The sequence below is a fragment of the Dyadobacter sp. BE31 genome, assembly GCF_031457695.1.
Lineage (GTDB): Bacteria > Bacteroidota > Bacteroidia > Cytophagales > Spirosomataceae > Dyadobacter.
This window is the reverse complement of sequence record NZ_JAVDXA010000007.1, coordinates 75,044-92,179: the sequence shown is the minus strand read 5'-3', so window position 1 is coordinate 92,179 and position 17,136 is coordinate 75,044. Positions and strand designations below refer to the sequence as shown.

10 protein-coding genes are annotated in these 17,136 nt (G+C 53.0%); 7 read left to right on the top strand and 3 right to left on the bottom strand.

The window, feature by feature from the left end; genetic code table 11:
- Nucleotides 1-2: 2 nt before the first annotated feature.
- Nucleotides 3-1,511, bottom strand: a complete 1,509-nt coding sequence (locus J2Y43_RS28285; RefSeq protein ID WP_309990455.1) for a glycosyltransferase family 39 protein — start codon at nt 1,509-1,511, stop codon at nt 3-5.
- 242 nt (nt 1,512-1,753) lie between these two features.
- Between J2Y43_RS28285 and J2Y43_RS28280 the strand changes: the two genes are divergently transcribed.
- Nucleotides 1,754-4,105 (top strand): ABC transporter permease, encoded by a 2,352-nt coding sequence (locus tag J2Y43_RS28280; protein WP_309990453.1) that lies wholly within the window; start codon nt 1,754-1,756, stop codon nt 4,103-4,105.
- A gap of 70 nt (nt 4,106-4,175) precedes the next feature.
- On the opposite strand, the gene J2Y43_RS28275 is transcribed toward J2Y43_RS28280, so the two are convergent.
- Nucleotides 4,176-7,631: a ThuA domain-containing protein gene (locus J2Y43_RS28275; RefSeq protein ID WP_309990450.1), complete on the bottom strand. Its 3,456-nt coding sequence runs from the start codon at nt 7,629-7,631 to the stop codon at nt 4,176-4,178.
- Nucleotides 7,632-7,912: 281 nt separating this feature from the next.
- Between J2Y43_RS28275 and J2Y43_RS28270 the strand changes: the two genes are divergently transcribed.
- The 4 genes from J2Y43_RS28270 to J2Y43_RS28255 all read left to right on the top strand — a co-directional run bounded on the left by J2Y43_RS28270 (nt 7,913) and on the right by J2Y43_RS28255 (nt 10,933).
- Nucleotides 7,913-8,656, top strand: a complete 744-nt coding sequence (locus J2Y43_RS28270) for an NrtR DNA-binding winged helix domain-containing protein (RefSeq protein ID WP_309991356.1) — start codon at nt 7,913-7,915, stop codon at nt 8,654-8,656.
- Between the two features lie 192 nt (nt 8,657-8,848).
- Nucleotides 8,849-9,487 carry a LuxR family transcriptional regulator gene (locus J2Y43_RS28265; protein WP_223404703.1) on the top strand — a complete coding sequence of 213 codons (639 nt, stop codon included), beginning with the start codon at nt 8,849-8,851 and terminating at the stop codon, nt 9,485-9,487.
- 54 nt (nt 9,488-9,541) lie between these two features.
- Nucleotides 9,542-10,186 carry a response regulator transcription factor gene (locus J2Y43_RS28260; RefSeq protein ID WP_309990447.1) on the top strand — a complete coding sequence of 215 codons (645 nt, stop codon included), beginning with the start codon at nt 9,542-9,544 and terminating at the stop codon, nt 10,184-10,186.
- A 27-nt stretch (nt 10,187-10,213) separates the two neighbouring features.
- A complete protein-coding gene (locus tag J2Y43_RS28255; RefSeq protein ID WP_223404698.1) occupies nt 10,214-10,933 on the top strand; it encodes a response regulator transcription factor in 720 nt (239 codons plus the stop codon).
- Here the strand turns inward: J2Y43_RS28255 and J2Y43_RS28250 are convergent.
- Nucleotides 10,860-13,910, bottom strand: coding sequence for an ATP-binding protein (locus J2Y43_RS28250; protein WP_309990444.1), 3,051 nt, complete (start codon nt 13,908-13,910; stop codon nt 10,860-10,862). The two genes, J2Y43_RS28255 and J2Y43_RS28250, sit on opposite strands and share 74 nt — an antisense overlap.
- 326 nt (nt 13,911-14,236) lie before the next feature.
- Between J2Y43_RS28250 and J2Y43_RS28245 the strand changes: the two genes are divergently transcribed.
- Together J2Y43_RS28245 and J2Y43_RS28240 are read left to right on the top strand one after the other, a co-directional pair.
- A complete protein-coding gene (locus J2Y43_RS28245; protein ID WP_309990439.1) occupies nt 14,237-15,757 on the top strand; it encodes a tail fiber domain-containing protein in 1,521 nt (506 codons plus the stop codon).
- 13 nt (nt 15,758-15,770) lie between these two features.
- The gene (locus tag J2Y43_RS28240; RefSeq protein WP_309990437.1) at nt 15,771-17,075 is read left to right on the top strand and encodes a T9SS type A sorting domain-containing protein; all 1,305 of its coding nucleotides are present in this window, start codon (nt 15,771-15,773) and stop codon (nt 17,073-17,075) included.
- Nucleotides 17,076-17,136 lie beyond the last annotated feature (61 nt).

The window sequence follows — 17,136 nt, the reverse complement described above, 5'->3', positions numbered from 1 at the left end:
CGCTACCAACGCTCCTCAGCAATTTCTTCCGCTATCCGCTGATTAATATCGATCCGCGCGTCGCGGAAGACGAAAACAGTTGTACCCCATTCTCTCGAATAACGATTGTTCACCGAATCCGCGGCGAAACCGGTGGCAAACAGTGGGCCTGTTTCTTTCAGTTCGGTTCCGCTGTTGTGCCATTCTTTGACGCGGATCAAGTGTCTGTATTTTCGGGTCAGGTCAAACCAGTCTAAGTAGTCGGCATTGAATGCGACGGCTCTGACGCCTTCTTTGGTATAGTAATTAATGGCTCCGGCCTGGCCGTAGTTGTCGCAAAGCACCAGCGTAACGGCACGGTCGGGCATGGAGGTGTAGGCAGCGTCGACTTTGGCAGCCAGCTCGCGCCAGCCGAGCATATCTGCAAAATCCTGCGGCAGCTGATGGTCCTTCCCATCCTCCCATCGCAGCATTCCCAACTTCCGGTAGGGTTCCGGATCGGCGATGATCTGCTCCGGGGTCTTGTTCGGGAACGCCACATTGAAAAGCGGAATGAATAGGACAATGGGAATCATTACAAAGACGGCCCGCAACCAGGCCGCATTGACTTTCGCGGCAATGTAAACGGCTCCGAACGCAATGTAAACAGGGTAAATACCAATGGCATAATAGCCCTTCGCACGCAGATAGGTAAAAACAGCCAGGGTAATAATGATTGCAAAAAAGAACAAACGGTATGGGGCAAACGGCCGGTAAGTGAGCAGCGCGTAAAGCCCCGCGACGATCACAAACAGCGCGCCCATGAAGTAGAGCAATTGCTCTTTAAGGAAATCGGCGCGGTTCATGTTGACGAGCTGTGTTTCGGCCAGCAATTTCATATGGTGAAAAACGGGGAAGTTGTTCTGATACTGCCAGACCAGGTTAGGTGAAATAAGCAGCAATGCCGCCAGAAGGGCAAAGCCAACGTGCTTGTTCAGCAGGAGGCTGCGCTGGGGCGTCAGCAAAATGGCGGGCAGCAAACCAATGACCGCGAATGCGATATTGTATTTGTTTAAAAACCCAACGGCAAATGCTACTGCAAATGCATAAAGCCACCGTCGTTTTTGGGTTGAGATATAACTGATCAGACAGAAATAGAGTGTCGTCCAGCAAAGCACATCGACGGAATTGGGTTGAAAAAGCTGGTTTAACCGCAGCAAAGCCGAAAACAACACGCAGGAACCGGCTAATATGCAGGCAAACAAGCTCCCTCCAAGCCTTTCCACTGCCTTCCATACGACCAGAAGGGTAAGCGCTCCGAACAGCACCGGAAAGAACCGCACGGTCCATTCCCCATTACCCAACGCACGGATCACCCAGGCGATCCAGGAGGTAACGGGCGGCACCGACATGAACCCCCAGGCCAGGTGCTTGCCCTGGTCGAGGTGCAGGTACTCGTCCCGGTGGAGGTCGTAGCCCGGGATAATGAGCAAATAGTGAATGAGGAATTTCAGGACGATGAAAGTCAGCAGCAGGGCAGTTCTCTGATTCATAAACGTTTGTGATGTAGCTCAAAAAGAATGGGCAATTAAGCCTTTTACTATATTTTCTGAAACCGATTTTCAAAGCAGCATTGTCCGCCGGCTTCCTGCTCCTGTCCGAAATCGAACAAAGAACCTTTTTAAAACAATAAATAATTAATTGACTTACAGAACAATACATTTAAAAAGTAGCCATGGAACGCATTTTTAGACAATGTCAATGCCACCTTTACCTTGTCCTAATCCGGCCTGCCATGCTTCAAAACTATTTCAACATCGCCGTCCGCAGCCTGCTCAAAAACAAGCTGTTTTCCTTCATTAACATCTTCGGCCTCGCGCTGGGTATGGCTTGCAGCCTGCTGATTTGGCTATGGGTTAAAGACGAGTTATCTTTCAACCGCTTCTATCCCGGGATTTCGAATATCTACTACGTCCGCTCTGCTTACAGTGAACGCGGCCAGACCGGCGTGAGCGACGTTACACCGGGACCATGGCAGGAAGCGCTGGAAAAGAACGTCACCGATGTCCGGGCCGTCACCAAAATCACTTTCGAGCGCGAACTCCTGGTGCAGGCGGGGGAAAAATCGACGAAGGAAACCGGTATTTACGCAACCAGCAGCTTTTTCAAGGTGTTCCAAACACCATTCATCGAGGGCTCGGCCGGCAAGGCGATCGAGCAGCCGACGTCCATTGCAATTTCCCGCAAAATGGCCGAAAAATATTTCGGAAAAAGCAGCGCGGTGGGTAAAACGCTGAAACTGGACAATGCCTCGAACATGATCGTCAGCGCCGTGTTTGAAGACATTCCGCAGAACTCGTCCGTGCGGTTCAACTGGATCGTCAACTTCAAGGCCCAGGAAGCCGACTGGATGAAATGGTGGGGCAATTCCAGTTTCAAAACCTACGCATTGCTGGCCCCGGGAGCAGATCCGGTGAAGGTCGAAAAGGTCATGCGGCAGGTCATCAAGAAAGCCGCGCCACCTCAGCTCACGTCTTTTCCATTGCTGCAAAAAATGGCGGATAGCTACCTGTATACCGAGTATGCCAATCTGAAACCATCCGGCGGCCGCATCGAATATGTGCGCATCTTCTCGGTCGTAGCTGTATTCATCCTGCTGATCGCCTGCGTAAACTTCATGAACCTCGCTACCGCCCGCTCGCTCAAACGCGCGCGCGAAGTGGGCGTTCGCAAGGTGGTAGGCGCTGAAAAGAAATTCCTTGTGATGCAGTTCCTGGGCGAATCGCTGATCGTGAGCACACTGGCTTCGATATTAGCCACGTTGCTGGTGTTGATCGTACTCCCGGCATTCAACAAGATCGTACTCAAACACATCGAACTGCATTGGAACGACCCCTTCCTGTGGGGTTCCATTATCGGGCTCACGGTCATTACCGGGATCGTTGCGGGCAGCTACCCTGCGCTGTACCTGTCGGCCATGCAGCCGGTCAGGATCCTGAAAGGTAAAATGACTTTTTCCAATAGCAGCCTTCATCTGCGGAAAGGACTGGTCGTGTTCCAGTTCGGCCTTTCCATTTTCCTGATCGTGGGCACGTTGGTCATAGGCAATCAGATGGACTACATTCAGAACAAACGGCTTGGCCTCGATCAGGAGAATGTCGTGTACATTCCGCTGGAAGGCGAGCTAAGCAACCGGCTGGAACCCTTTCGCCAGGAAATCCTCGCATCGCCGACGGTCTCCGCAGCCACCACAGTTGGTGAAATACCTACCAACATCTACGGCAACTCGGGCGACCTGGACTGGACCGGCCGCGACCCGAACATCGACAATACGGTGTATGCAACGTTTGTGGGTTATGATTTTACGAAAACCATGAATATCCGCATGGCCGCTGGACGGGACTTCTCCAAGGAATTCGCCGCCGACACCACCAACTACATCATCAATGAGGCCGCCGCCCGCCTGATGAAAATGCAGGACCCCGTGGGCAAACAGGTGAAGTTCTGGATGGGTAAGGGCACGATCGTAGGGGTCATGAAGGACTTTCACATTACTTCTTTCCACACCGCTATCAAGCCGCTGATCCTGGTCCATTACAAAGGGCTCAATACCGAGCACATGATGATCCGCATCAAGGCAGGCGAGACCCCGCGCGCGCTGGCACACATCGAGAAAGTAGCACACGCATTCAACCCCAACTATCCTTTTACTTACCATTTCCTGGACGAGTCTTTCGAGAAAATGTACCGTTCCGAGCTTATCGTGGGCGCTCTCATCCGCTATTTCGGGATCATGGCCATTGTCATATCCTGCCTCGGATTGCTCGGGTTGGCCGCATTCACCGCTGAGCAGCGCACGAAAGAAATCGGTATCAGAAAGGTACTCGGTGCCAATGTCGCCAGCGTAGTGACGCTTTTGTCAAAGGAGTTTATCAAACTGGTGCTAATCGCCATCGTGCTGGCTACACCGCCCGCGTGGTATGTGATGGATCGCTGGTTGAACGACTTCGCCTATCACACCGAGCTTTCCTGGCAGATATTCCCGCTCGCCGGGCTTATCGCCACCAGTATCGCATTGCTTACGGTCAGCTTTCAGAGCGTGAAAGCCGCGCTGACCGACCCCGTCAAGTCACTCAAAACCGAATAAAGGAGCATTAAAAATAAAGGCGGTCCAGAAAACCGGACCGCCGCACACAAACCCATGCAAGGCGATAACGCTACTGAGCCGCCGATGCCAGCACTGCCTGTGCACTCATAACAACCATCAGACTGCCGGATGATTTCGAAGGGTTTACAAAAATCATATACACATCATGCGGCTTGCCATCCGCTGCCGGAAGTTTCACCGGAATATCCAAAGTCGATGGCTTGAAATCCAGCTTGTCCGACGGTTCGAGGTACGCGGACTCCCCTATCACCTTGCCGGTGGGGCTGTCAAGCCGAAGTTCTACCTTGCCACCCAATGCATTCAGCTGCGGCTTCGGTGCCATAGCCATCACGCGGAAGGCCGAAACACCGTTCAGATCGACCTGCTTCAAGCCCATATAAGCACCTGTTTTCGAAGGAATGGCGAGATTATTGCCGCCGTACGACATTTTATTGACATTGTCATACACATCGAAACCATGCACGTCCAGGTTCGAATTACGCAGCACGAATGTCTGCTCGGAACGTAGCGCGGGCAGGCCTTTCGCTCCCTTGTCCTCGTACGCGGCACGCACCACGAACACGCCCTTGCCTTTGTCGCCATTAGGCAATGCGGCTGTGTAACTGCCTTTCACCGGCAAGGCAGCATTTGCTGCGGCATCTGCCGAAAGATTCAGGATGTATTTAACCATTTCCGAGGCATCCGCTGCCGAAAGCTGCGGATGTGCGGCCATAGCCGTTTCACCCCAAACACCGCCACCGCCATTGATCACCTTCTTGGTAAGCGTTTCCACCGCCGAGCCGTTGCCCTTGTATTTACGGGCAACATCAGTATAGGCCGGGCCTATCGATTTTTTACTGATGGCGTGGCAAGCCTTGCAATCGCTCGCTTCGATCAGCTTCTTGCCTGTTGCGAAGGCCGCCGGGCCGCCGGCCGCAGCTGCATCTGCCGAACGGTGTCCTTGTGCAATAGCAACTTTGTCGAAACCTTCGGGCAGATAATCGATGTTAACAGCGACGCGGTCCTCGTCAATGCCACTGCCCAATGTGCCATCTTCTTTATCCTTCACTTTCACGTCGTATTGGAACGGCTTGCCCGGCACAAAAAACGACTTGTTGGCACCCGGCATATCGAGGCTCAGCACCGGCGCTTCATTACCAACCGTCACATCGACTGATTGCGTCGAAATACCGCCTTTGCCGTCGTTCACGGTCAATGTTGCTTTGTAAACGCCCGTTTTGGCGAGTGTCAGCTGCGCATCCTGGGTATTGATGGTTTTGGTAAAACCGTTTTTAGATGTGATTTTCCACGAATAGGCCAATGCATCCCCGTCGGCGTCGCCGGTGCCCGCAGCTGTAAGCTTCAATGCCAGCGGTGCCGAGCCGCCTTGCTTGTTGGCAGCCATTTCGATCTTCGGCTTGCGGTTACCGCCGTTGTATTCAATACGGATCAGGCGGGCGTCGTCATTGGCAGAGAACCACCCGGAACCATATTCGAGCATGTACAGATCCCCGTTTTGTGCAAATTCCATATCCATCGGGTTCGAGAATTTGTAGCTCGGCATAAAGCGCTCCATCGACGCGTAATTGCCATCCTTATCCATCGTAACAGCCATAATCCAGCCGCGCATCCATTCATAGGCAAGCAGTTTTCCATTGTAATATGCAGGAAATGCTTGTGAGGCATTCTTGAAATCGTCCGAGTAGAACACCGGGCCCGCCATGGCGTTGCGTCCGCCCGCACCCACGAGCGGGAACTCGGGCGAAGCGTCGTAAGGATACCAGATAAATGCTTTCTGTGCCGGCGGCAACACTTTCAAACCGGTATTGCTGGGCGAATTGTTGGTCGGTGCAGCCACATCCCATTTCTCTCCAGATTGGTTCGCGGTGAAATCGTATTTATTATAAGCCTTGTTGTCACCCACAAAATGCGGCCAGCCGAAATTTCCGGGCTTCCGGGCTTGTCCCACTTCGTCGTGGCCTGCCGGGCCGCGGTTGGCATCAGGCTTGGCAGCATCAGGGCCAACCTCCCCCCAATATACGTAGCCGGTATGCTGGTCGACCGCGATGCGGAACGGGTTGCGGTGGCCCATCGTGTAAATTTCCGGGCGTGTTTGCGCCGTGCCTTTCGGGAACAGGTTACCTTCCGGAATGGTATAAGTGCCATCCGGCTGCGGCTTGATGCGGATAATCTTGCCGCGCAAGTCGTTGGTATTCGCCGATGACTTTTGCGCATCCCAGGCCTCGCGGCCGGCACGTTCGTCGCTCGGGCTGTAACCGTTGGAGCCGTGCGGGTTGGTATTGTCGCCGGTTGAGAGGTACAGGTTGCCGTCCTTATCCCAGGCAATGGAGCCGGCGGTATGGCAGCATTCCTCCCGCTGAGTAGGCACATCCAGCAGTACTTTTCGCGAGGCCAAATCCAGTTCGTCGCCTTTCAGCTCAAAGCGCGCCAGTACGTTCTTCGATTCGTTCGGGTCTGAATAGTAAAGATAAATCCAGTGATTTTGTGCAAAATTCGGGTCTTTGTTCAACCCCAGCAGGCCATCTTCTCCCATCGACTCCTTACCTTCCTTGCTCATGTATTTCGTGCTGACGGGCAGCTTGGCAATGGTTTTGAGTTCTTTGGTTTTGGTATGATAAAGCAATACTTCACCTTTTCGCTGGATGAACAGAATGCGGCCGTCGCCCAATACGCTCAATTCCATCGGTTCGTCGAGCTTTTCGGCCAATATGACCTTTGAAAAGCGGTTTTCCTCGGGGCGTGCTTTGGCAAAGTCTACCGGCTTGGGTGTGTCGCCACCTGTCGCGTAGCGAATGCCCGCCCAAAGGTGGTTCAGAAAGAGCGGCTCCTCGAAAGTTTCGTCGGTATGCCCCATGGCCGTATAAAACGACCGGCCGCCATCGAACTCCTGGTACCAGCTCATCGGGTGGAAATCCGGGTTTTTACCGCCGGTATAGCTTTTCTCGTCGATTTTCAGGACGACGTTGATTTTCGGGGAGATATTTTTGAAACTGTAAAATTCATCGCTCCGCTCAAATTCGTCGGGCATTCCCTGTGTCGCCCAATGGTTTTTCTGGGTCACGATAAACTTCCCTTTCTGCACATTGTTGGGCATCGGGTGGTCGAGAAACCACGCACCGGCCAACGCGCCGTACCAGGGCCATTCGTATTCCGTATCCGTTGCCGCGTGGATGCCCACATAGCCGCCGCCCGCCTGAATGTACCGCTCGAATGCGCTTTGCTGCTCCGCATCAAGAATATCCCCGGTGGTGTTCAGGAAGATCACGGCATTGTATTTTTTCAGATTGCTTTCCTTAAACTGTGCGGCATCCTCCGTAAAGCTGACGCCAAAACCTTTCTCGGTCGCCATTTTGCCCAATGCCTTTTTCCCGGCCTCGATGGACGCGTGCCTGAACGCCGCGGTCTTGCTGAAAACCAACACCTGCATTTTGGGCGCCTGCGCCATTACGTGACCAACGAGGAGCCATGCACAGCAAAGCAGTACTCCCTGTAATTTTTTCTTCATCTGGTTAGGTCGTTTGAATTAGTGACCATCAAATGTACAGTAAAAAGCACTATTGTCTATCTTTGAGACAATAAATTTTATTCTATTAATTATATCAACAATGCAATAAATAGCCCTACCAGCACTTTTGGCCGTATTGAGTAAAACGGTTTCGAAAATGTTTCCGCACACAACTTTGGGCGGGAAAGCCCTATCAGCGATATTGCCGGGCTAAAATCGGGCAGCATTTTAAAGCAAGCATTTCAAAGCGACTATTCCATAGCCATTACCACATGAGGGACATACATTCACCGAGCGAGCAGAACTACATCCAGCAACTTTCCATCGACTGCGTCATTTTAGGTTATCAGGATTCGCAGCTCAGCGTTTTGGTACCCAAACTGAACTTCCGCGGCGATTTCTGGGCCTTGCCGAGCGGCTTCATTTACCAGAACGAGGGAATTGACCAGGCCGCCCGCCGGATCCTGGAAGACCGCACGGGGATCAAAGACATTTACCTGGAACAGTTCAGGGTGTTCGGCGACGCCCCGCGGTCGAATATCCGTTTCCTCGAACGGCTGATCGAACTCAATGGAGACAAACTCGGCGACAAGCGGTTCGACCGCAAGGAGTTCGACTGGATTACCCGGCGGTTTGTTTCGATCGGATATTACGCTTTGGTGGATATTAACAAGGTAGTTCCCCGAAAAACCGAGCTCGACGAATCCATTGACTGGTACCCCGTCCGGGATTTGCCGCCGATGATCATGGACCATCACGAAATGGTTAAATGTGCGCTGAAAACCTTGCAACTGAACCTCGATCAGAAGCTCATTGCATTCAATCTCCTGCCCGAAACTTTCACCATGCGCGAAGTGCAGGAGCTCTACGAGTCCATTTTCGACCGCGCCTTTGCCCGTAACAACTTTCAGAAAAAGATCCTCGACCTGAACGTGCTGGAACGGCTGGAAAAGAAGTTTACCGGCGCAGCCAACAAGGCACCGTTCCTGTACCGCTTCCGGAACGAGGGCACACAGGCCGGGTAATTGAAGGGGCCGCAGCGGCGGATCGTCGGAGCGCCGGACGCCGGAGCGCCGGACGCCGGGCCGCCGGGCCACAGCATCGCCGGACGGCCAGACCGTGTGGCTGCAAAGCTACAAACGGGTCGGCGGAGAGCCACTGCAAAACATGCACGGTTGGTGAATCTTTGCATTGTGAAAACAGACCGCCCCGTGACAATGAAACCAGAAAGCACTCTGAAAGTATTAGTATTCGATTTACATCCTATTTCGCGTAAAGGAATCCGGCTCATGCTGGATACCATGGAACTGCGCATGAAAGTGACCGAAGCTTCCCGTGAGCGCCAGTTCTACAAATTAGCGACTTCGCAGCGCTTCGACCTCGTGGTATTGAGCGTCAATGACGTCGACAACCTCAATAACGAGGTTATTTCCCCGATACTTCCCAAAACCGCGGTACTCTACACCGAAGAAGGTGCCGAAATCGCGATGGACCTGATGGCCCTCGGCGGCGGCGCGTGCATGTCGAAGAAATGTAACGACACCGCATTGAAGGAAGGTATTTCGGCCGTGTTGCAACAGCGGCGCTATGTGTGTGCAACCACCCAGGCGCATGTGAACACGGAGTACTGGCGGTTCAGGGCGATCCGGAATGGCGCCGGTGCATACCGCCCACGCGTGCGCCAGCTCACCAGCCGCGAATCGGAAGTAGCATCATTACTTAAAAACGGTCTGAAAACCGGCGAGATCGCCGACCGCCTTCAGATCCAGCACAGCACCGTGAGTACCCTGAAAGCCCGCGCATTCCGCAAGCTTTCGGTCACCAACCTGGTGCAAGCCATTCAGACTCTGGACTAACGTATACCAAGCACCGGGTAACCGGCACGCATTTCGCAGACACGCATCATTACCATGCTCCACGTAATTTTATACGACTCCCACCCGATCATCCTGAGAGGTCTTAAAGAGTTTTTCAAAAATCTCGAACACGAGTTTACATTTTTAGAAACCGGCACAGTTGCCGGCATTTCGAAATATCTTGCAAACCATAAAGTAGATCTGGTAGTGGTGGGGGTGAATGAAAAGACGGGGCTGGATGCGAAGATTATACAGAAATACAACACCATCCCGTGGGTGATCATGTACAACGACAATCTTTACAAAAGAGCGTTGTCGCTCGTACTTTCGGGGGCCAGCGCGTGCATTTCCAAGGGCTGTCCCGATCTCGAAACGGAAAAGTGTCTTCGCGAAGTACTCGCCTCGCGGAGGTACATCTGTGAAAGCACATTGCAGAAATTCGGTTATGAATTCCTGTTCGATCCCGGTAATCAGTCGCAAATACGTAACTTCCTCAAATATAACCTGCAACGAAAACCCAACAAGCTCTCGCCCCGCGAACAGCAGGTGGCAGGGCTGTTGGTGAGCGGGATGAAAACCTCCGAAATAGCGACGGCGCTCAACGTAAGGCACAGTACGGTAAGTACCATCAAGCGTACGGTCATGTTGAAGAAAAACGTCATCAACATCGTCGAATTAGCCTCGGTTTTATCAAATTAATGTCTGGCTGCTGTTTTGTAATTCAGGTTGAAATGCATTAATTTCAGTCATTACGATCAAACCGTAATCCTGAAAGGACCCGTTGCCTATATGCCGCTCTCCATTATCATAGCCGACGATCACCAGCTTGTCCGGAAAGGACTTCAGATGGTCGTCAAAGAAGTCCTGGGATTCAGCGTGAACGTAGAATTTGCCGAAACAGGCCGGGAAGTGATCGAGAAGATTACCGGCCGGGAGTTCGACATGCTTATTACCGACCTGAATATGCCCGAGACCAACGAACTCGCGCTGATTCCCGATATTTTACGCATCCGGCCAAAGCTCAAAATCCTGGTCGTCACCATGAAACCCGACAAGGTTTTTGCGGCCCGCTTCTTTCGCGAGGGTGCGCTCGGGTACGTCAACAAAACCGAGCCCGACCAGGTTCTTGCCGAGGCGATCCAGGTCGTAAGCCAGGGCCGCCGGTACATTTCCAGATCCCAGAGCGAGATTTTTTCCAATGCATTGATCGGCAATGTAGCCAACACGCCCTTCGACAAGCTCTCGAAACGGGAGTTTGAAGTAGCGCTGCTCCTGCTCAAAGGGTACGGAGCCCTGGAAGTCGCCAACGCACTGTCGATCAGCGCCTCCACAGCCAGCAGTTTCCGCTGCCGCGTTTTCGACAAGCTGGAAATCAAGAACCTCCTGGAACTGAACCATCTTGCCCAGATGTATCAAATTGGGTCAGATTTTGAAGCAGAATCGTAAAGGTGCTGCCTTTCCCGGGTTGGCTGGCTATCAAAATGCTGCCGTTAATGTAATCGAGCATGGTGTGGATCAACAAACTACCCGTACCGCGGTTGCCGGTCTGCCGGTCACGGCTCATAAACAGGGCAATCTGCTCGTCATTCAGTCCCTGCCCTGTGTCGCTGATCGAAATCAGCAATTGCCCGTTTTCCTCCCGGCATGACAGGGTAATCTCCCCGTCGGTCGTGTTTTTGTTCGCATTGTCGATCAGATTACGGATGATCACCGAAAGAATCTGATAGTCCGAAATGCATTCCAGATCGGTGCGCACGATAGTGAGCCGGTTATGATTGACTTTGAATAGCTCCTTGTAAAGCGAGGCGATCTCCTCGAATAATGCATTCAGCGGAAACAGGTTCTTGCTGATCTTGAACCCCTGCTGCTGCGTGCTGATCCACATGAAAAACTGCTCGGTGAAGCCCAGCAGATTTTGCGTGCCCATATGCAGGTCGCCCAGGTAGGCGTCGAGGTCCGATGATGTAAGCTGCTTATGATTTTTCAAAAGATTGCCGCTAATGAGCGAAATAAACCGGAGCGGCGACCGCATATCGTGTAGTACCATTGTAATCACATGATCCTTGAACCGGTTGCTTTCCAATAATGCCATTTCCGATTTGGCGAGGTCGTCCACCGCGCTTTTCAGCTCGCGTGTACGTGCGGAAATGACATTTTCGAGTTCCTGGGCTTCCTTTTGCAACTTCGTGAGCCGTCGTTTGAACAGCAGGTAGCCAATCCCGACAGATACGCAAATACAGAACACATAAAACCACCAGGTATTATAAAACCACGGCTGCACCTCGACAGGCAAAACAAACTGTGCCCGGCTGTCGGGGATATCGCCGCTGTTTCGCCTGACCAACAGCTTGTAGTCGCCCGGCGGAAGGCTTGCGATCGTTACCTCGCCATTCTTCTCCACTTTGTGCCAATCGGCGTCCAGCCCGGCTACCTGGTATTCGAGGTCGAGGTTCTCCGGATTGCCGAAGTACGGCGAGGACACATGGATGGAAAGCCGTTTGAAGTCGGGTGAAAGGGCGATTCCACGGGTATTGAACGGGATCGACCGGCCTTTTACCGTCAGACTGTCGGCGAAAATGCCTTCATTAGGGTAATAGGGCTTGATTTTATGGGGATAAAACCACACAAGCCCTTTCATGGAAGGGAGCGACAGGAGGCTATCCTTTAACCAAATGTAGGAAGGATCGCAGCCCCCATTGAACTCATTCGTGGGAAGGCCGTCGGTGCGGTCGAAGCGAAAAAAATTGACCTTATCCAGCCGCTTTTCAGCGAACGCCTGTAACTCGCTCTTCCTTACTTTAAAGAGCCCATTGTTGCTCGGCAGCCAGAAAAACCCCTGACCATCTTCGATAAATGAATGAACGGTCGTGAGCGCCTGCCGCGGACCGGTAGGCATATGATAGAGTTTTTTGTTTTGCAAAAGATAAAACCCCTTTCCGTAAGTGGAGATCCATATTTTATCGGCAGTTTCGGCATACACCGTCCGTATCGGCATGGATTCCAGCACCGACTTATCGATCCGGTTGTGCTCGTAATCATACCATTTGAGCCCTTTTTCAGTACAAACCAGGAAATAGGACGGACGGATCTGCCTGGCGAAAAGGATATTGGCCTTCTGGGGAAATTCCTTGTATCCCACGGCCTTGTCGTTCACCAGTTTGCCAAATCCATTGGCCGAACCAAAAAAATACTGTCCCTTATCCGCCTGGCTCATGTGCACCATCCCGTGCCCGGAGGTAATGACCCGGCTTTGCCCACTCGCAATGTACAGTTTATTGAGTTTGAAGTTCTGCTCATAATACAGCTCTCCATTTCCCGGGGCGAAAAACCAGGGCCCGATACCAATGTCGATCGGCAGTGGACGAGGTGGCCGATCCATAGAAACCAACATGTTCCTTACGATCAGACTGTCCTCGCCCAGCTTCGCTTGCGCATAAAGGCTCTGGTCGAGAACGGGCGACGAAAATCGCGGTGCCGTGAATTGCTTTTTCTGTACCACAAACAACCCGTCTGTGGCGGAGCCGAGGTAATAGGTCTGCTGCCGGGGCAAAAACCGGATACAACTCAAAAAAGGCACATGTACGCCTTCCAACTCGATTTCGGAATGCAGACGGCCATTCCGTAGCATCACTTTGTATAGGTCGTCGCCCGCATACACATACAGCCCGTCGTGGCCGGGAAATGCGTGAAAATCGCCGGAAAGGAAACGTGTATGAGAAGCTAACGGCCCTCCGATTGACGTGTGGACGGACATCAAACGGCCATTTTTCCAGGCCTCTACCCGGTTTCCCGGCAAAATGCAAGCCAGAAACTGCCCGGCAAAGATCGCATACTCCGGCTTCCCGCTCGTATAGTCCCTGATTTTCGATGGCGCTTTGAGTTCCGGCGACAAATAAAGCAGGCTATTCTCATTTCTGAGATAAATTTCCTTATTGGAAATACTGGATGAAAAAAGAAATGGATGCTGCCCCAGGTGATTGTAAAAATAGGCCAGCTTATCCAGCATACGCTGATCATCGACCGCCACCCCTTGCAGCCCCACATGTACCGACCACTTCGGCAACAGTTTCGGGGCAGGCGCCGCATGTGGCCCCGAAACCGCTACTTTGATGATCTGCTCCCCATATAGCCGTGCGTACAGTGTGCCTCGTGCGTCGGCCGTCAGCCCTGCTAATCTGGCTGATTTCAAACCCGGTATTTCGGAAGGACCGTAGGTCACAAAACGCTGCCCGTCGTAACGCACCATGCCCATTTCCGTGGCAAGCCAGCAGTATCCCCATTCATCGAATGCAATGTCCTTGACGCTGTTCTGGGGAAGGCCGTTATCGGTATTGTACTGGGAAACAATAAACCGCTCCTGCTGCGCTGAGGCGGAAAAACCATGCATTATGAGAGAAATCAACGCGATCAGGAGGATTCTCATAGTTCAACGCTATTGTAGGTAGGGCTATTTACCCTTCAAATTACTAAAATATATGTTCCACTGACAATTACTACTTTTCTCCTTAGAAGTACTACGTCAGCACGGAGATTCCAACTCCTGCAACAATATCTACAATCCATCCATAGCGGCAAAAAAACGTCCAATTCTTTTTGTAGAAATTTTTCTATCTGCACCATCTTCATCGGGTACAACAAATCGATCCGCAAGTCCTGACCTTTCGGTTAAGAAATATTTCGACAGTCCTTCCACCGCAGTCCCCGGTGGAGGCCGCCTTTATCAAATTTACCTTCTAAATATTTTAGCTTATGAAAATCAGACTATTACAAATCAAAAAATTATGTTCTGCGGTATTCGGGCTAAGCTTGCTGGCTTCGCCGTTGTTTGCCCAGGTGAAGGTCGGCGATAACCCGACCACCATCAATGCCAATTCCATGCTTGAAGTAGAAAGTACGAGCAAAGGACTATTACTGCCCCGTCTTCCACTTACACAAACTACAAATCCCGCTCCCCTGAATGCACACGTGGCCGGTATGACGGTTTACAACACCGCAACGGCCAACGACGTAGTCCCCGGCTTTTACTACAACGACGGCACCAAATGGGTGGCGACGGCCGGTGAAACCAACTATACCTACACTTTCGGCGGAGGCGCGCCAACCGGAAGCTGTACCGACGGCCAGCTGTATACGGACACCCTGGAAACCAGCCCGACTTTTGGCCAGCAATATGTTTGTAACGGCGGCAGCTGGGTTAGCTACGTGGCACCTAATCGCACCGCCTGGTACCTGAGAAACACAACCAACGACGCCGGCGGCAATAAGGTCGCGTGGATTTACCGCACGGGTTATGTGGAAGCCCGTAACAACGACGGCCTCAAACATACCCGCATTACCCCTGACGGCGGTATCAAGTTGTTCCGCGATCCCGGCGCCAATGCAGGCGTCACCAACGGCTATATCGATTTCAGCAACTCGACCAGCGACACCTACCCCATGCGTATCGCCATGCGAAGCGATGCCACATTAGGAGATCTCGCATTTACAATTCAGGACCATAGCGGGGTACGCATGGCAGTTACCCAGGCGGGCCTCGTCGGGATTGGAACAGGCGTTACCGCCCCCAACTCGCGCTTGCAGGTGGCGGGCATTACACGTGTGACACCTGCGGGCGCTCTCACGGGTTCTATGATTCTTGGCACTTCCAGTGAAGATGGCGTGGAGCTCAATCCGGCCGGTACGCTGGCCGTACAGCGCTCGTCGGTAGGCGCAAACCTGTACCTGACCAAAGTGATCGGCGGCGGCGACGCATTGAACTGGCAGATCTTCAACCGCTCGGGTAACACCATCGGCTCCATCAGCAGCCCGGCCAACAACGTGAACTCCGTGCAGTACAATACCACATCGGATATCCGCCTCAAAGAAAACATCGGCAAAACCAGATATGGCCTGGCCGACCTGATGAAGATTCGCGTAGCCGATTACAACTACAAAATCGACGAGAAGAAAAACCGCCTTACCGGTTTCCTCGCGCAGGATCTCTACAAAATCTTCCCCAATGCGGTAACTGTGGGCGGTAAAGATCCTAAAACAGAGCCGTGGCTCGTAGATTATGGCAAAGTAACTCCGCTGATCGTGAAGGCGGTTCAGGAGCAGCAGGCGCTCATCGAGCAGTTGCAGGCACAAGTGGCAGAGCTGAAATCGAAAAACGCTTCGCTCACCGCCGAACTTGCCGGAAAGACCCTTTCGCGGGAAGAAGTAGCGTCCCTGCGCAGCCTGCTGAAAAACGCTTCGGGCGACAATGCTTCCAGCACGGCTATTGGTAAATAACCCGCCTCCTATCATGAAAAGAGCTATTTACTCAGGATCATGGATGCATCGCGGTGCATTCCTTGCCTTGCTCGCCCTGTCGGGGACGGTGCAGGCCCAGCAGGGCAGTTCGGGCAATACCTATATTTTCGGAGGGGCCCAGATGACTTTCTTCGGCACACACGACTTTGTGAACGGCGGCAGCGGCGCATTGCCGGGCATTATCGGCACAGTGCGGACTGACCCGAATGGTGCCCTTAATTTTGCGGCAACCGCTTCGCATACCGGTGCATCCGATGCCGCGCATGTGGATGGGTACGTGCGCAAGTATGGCACTTCGCAGTTTGTATTCCCCGTAGGCGACAATGGCTTCTACGGCCCGTTTGCGGCAGCCGGCGATGCCACCGACGGCGCCTACTACCATTCGGACCCCACTTCGGCCATCACCAGCAACCTGGGAGGCGGCAACTACCCGGTACTTCCGGCCGGCGGGCCTTTTCCATCAGCCACATTCGAGGCTACCTTGCAGGCCGTCAGCACGATCGAATACTGGGATATCAACGGTACAAACACCACGCCCATTACCCTCACCTGGGATGCAGGCAGCAATATTTCCGGGCTTACAACCGCACAGCTCGACAAGCTGACCATCGCAGGCTGGAACGGCTCACAATGGGTGCCGATAACTTCCAAGGTGGACGCAACGTCTGTACTCGGCGGGGCAAGCAGCTTCACAGCGGGCTCCATCACGACCGTCAGCGGATTGTCGCCCGATACCTACACGGCCTACACATTTGCCTCCCGCGTTACCCCGCTGCCGGTTACGCTGGCTGCTTTCGAAGCGAAACCCGAGGGCCCGACGGCCCTGCTTACCTGGGCTACCACCGAAGAAACCAACAGCGACCGCTTTGAAATCGAGCGCAGCATAGACGGCAGGGCGTGGGCGGTGATAGGAACCGTAAAGGCAATGGGCGAAAGCATTGTCCGGAAAGAATACAGCTTTGCCGACGCACGGCCATCGGGCGCCAGGAACTTCTACCGCCTCCATATGATCGACGTGGATGGGGCGCAGGCGTACAGCCGCGTGAGGCTTGTCGAATGGCAGAGCGCTGGGCAATGGGTATTTCCCAACCCGGCCAGCGGGCCCGTGTACGTGAGCAATCCCGCCGGCATTACCCGCGTCACAATGACCGATCTCTCGGGACGTATGCACCGACCTGTGAGCATGGCTGCCGACGGCCAGCTGGACATTCAAAACATACCCGGCGGCACCTATTTGCTGAAAGTGACCCGCAAGGACGGTACGGAGGCTACCAGCCGGTTCTTCCTTCGGAAATAAAACAAAAGAGGTCTGTAAACAATCTTACAGACCTCTTTGATATTACCATTTTAACCTACTG

Excerpts from the sequence above, each read along its gene's own strand:
- J2Y43_RS28250 (WP_309990444.1), bottom strand. The coding sequence starts at position 13,910 with ATGAGAATCCTCCTGATCGCGTTGATTTCTCTCATAATGCATGGTTTT.
- J2Y43_RS28245 (WP_309990439.1), top strand. The coding sequence starts at position 14,237 with ATGAAAATCAGACTATTACAAATCAAAAAATTATGTTCTGCGGTATTC.
- J2Y43_RS28240 (WP_309990437.1), top strand. The coding sequence starts at position 15,771 with ATGAAAAGAGCTATTTACTCAGGATCATGGATGCATCGCGGTGCATTC.
- J2Y43_RS28280 (WP_309990453.1), top strand. The coding sequence starts at position 1,754 with ATGCTTCAAAACTATTTCAACATCGCCGTCCGCAGCCTGCTCAAAAAC.
- J2Y43_RS28275 (WP_309990450.1), bottom strand. The coding sequence starts at position 7,631 with ATGAAGAAAAAATTACAGGGAGTACTGCTTTGCTGTGCATGGCTCCTC.
- J2Y43_RS28285 (WP_309990455.1), bottom strand. The coding sequence starts at position 1,511 with ATGAATCAGAGAACTGCCCTGCTGCTGACTTTCATCGTCCTGAAATTC.
- J2Y43_RS28265 (WP_223404703.1), top strand. The coding sequence starts at position 8,849 with ATGAAACCAGAAAGCACTCTGAAAGTATTAGTATTCGATTTACATCCT.
- J2Y43_RS28260 (WP_309990447.1), top strand. The coding sequence starts at position 9,542 with ATGCTCCACGTAATTTTATACGACTCCCACCCGATCATCCTGAGAGGT.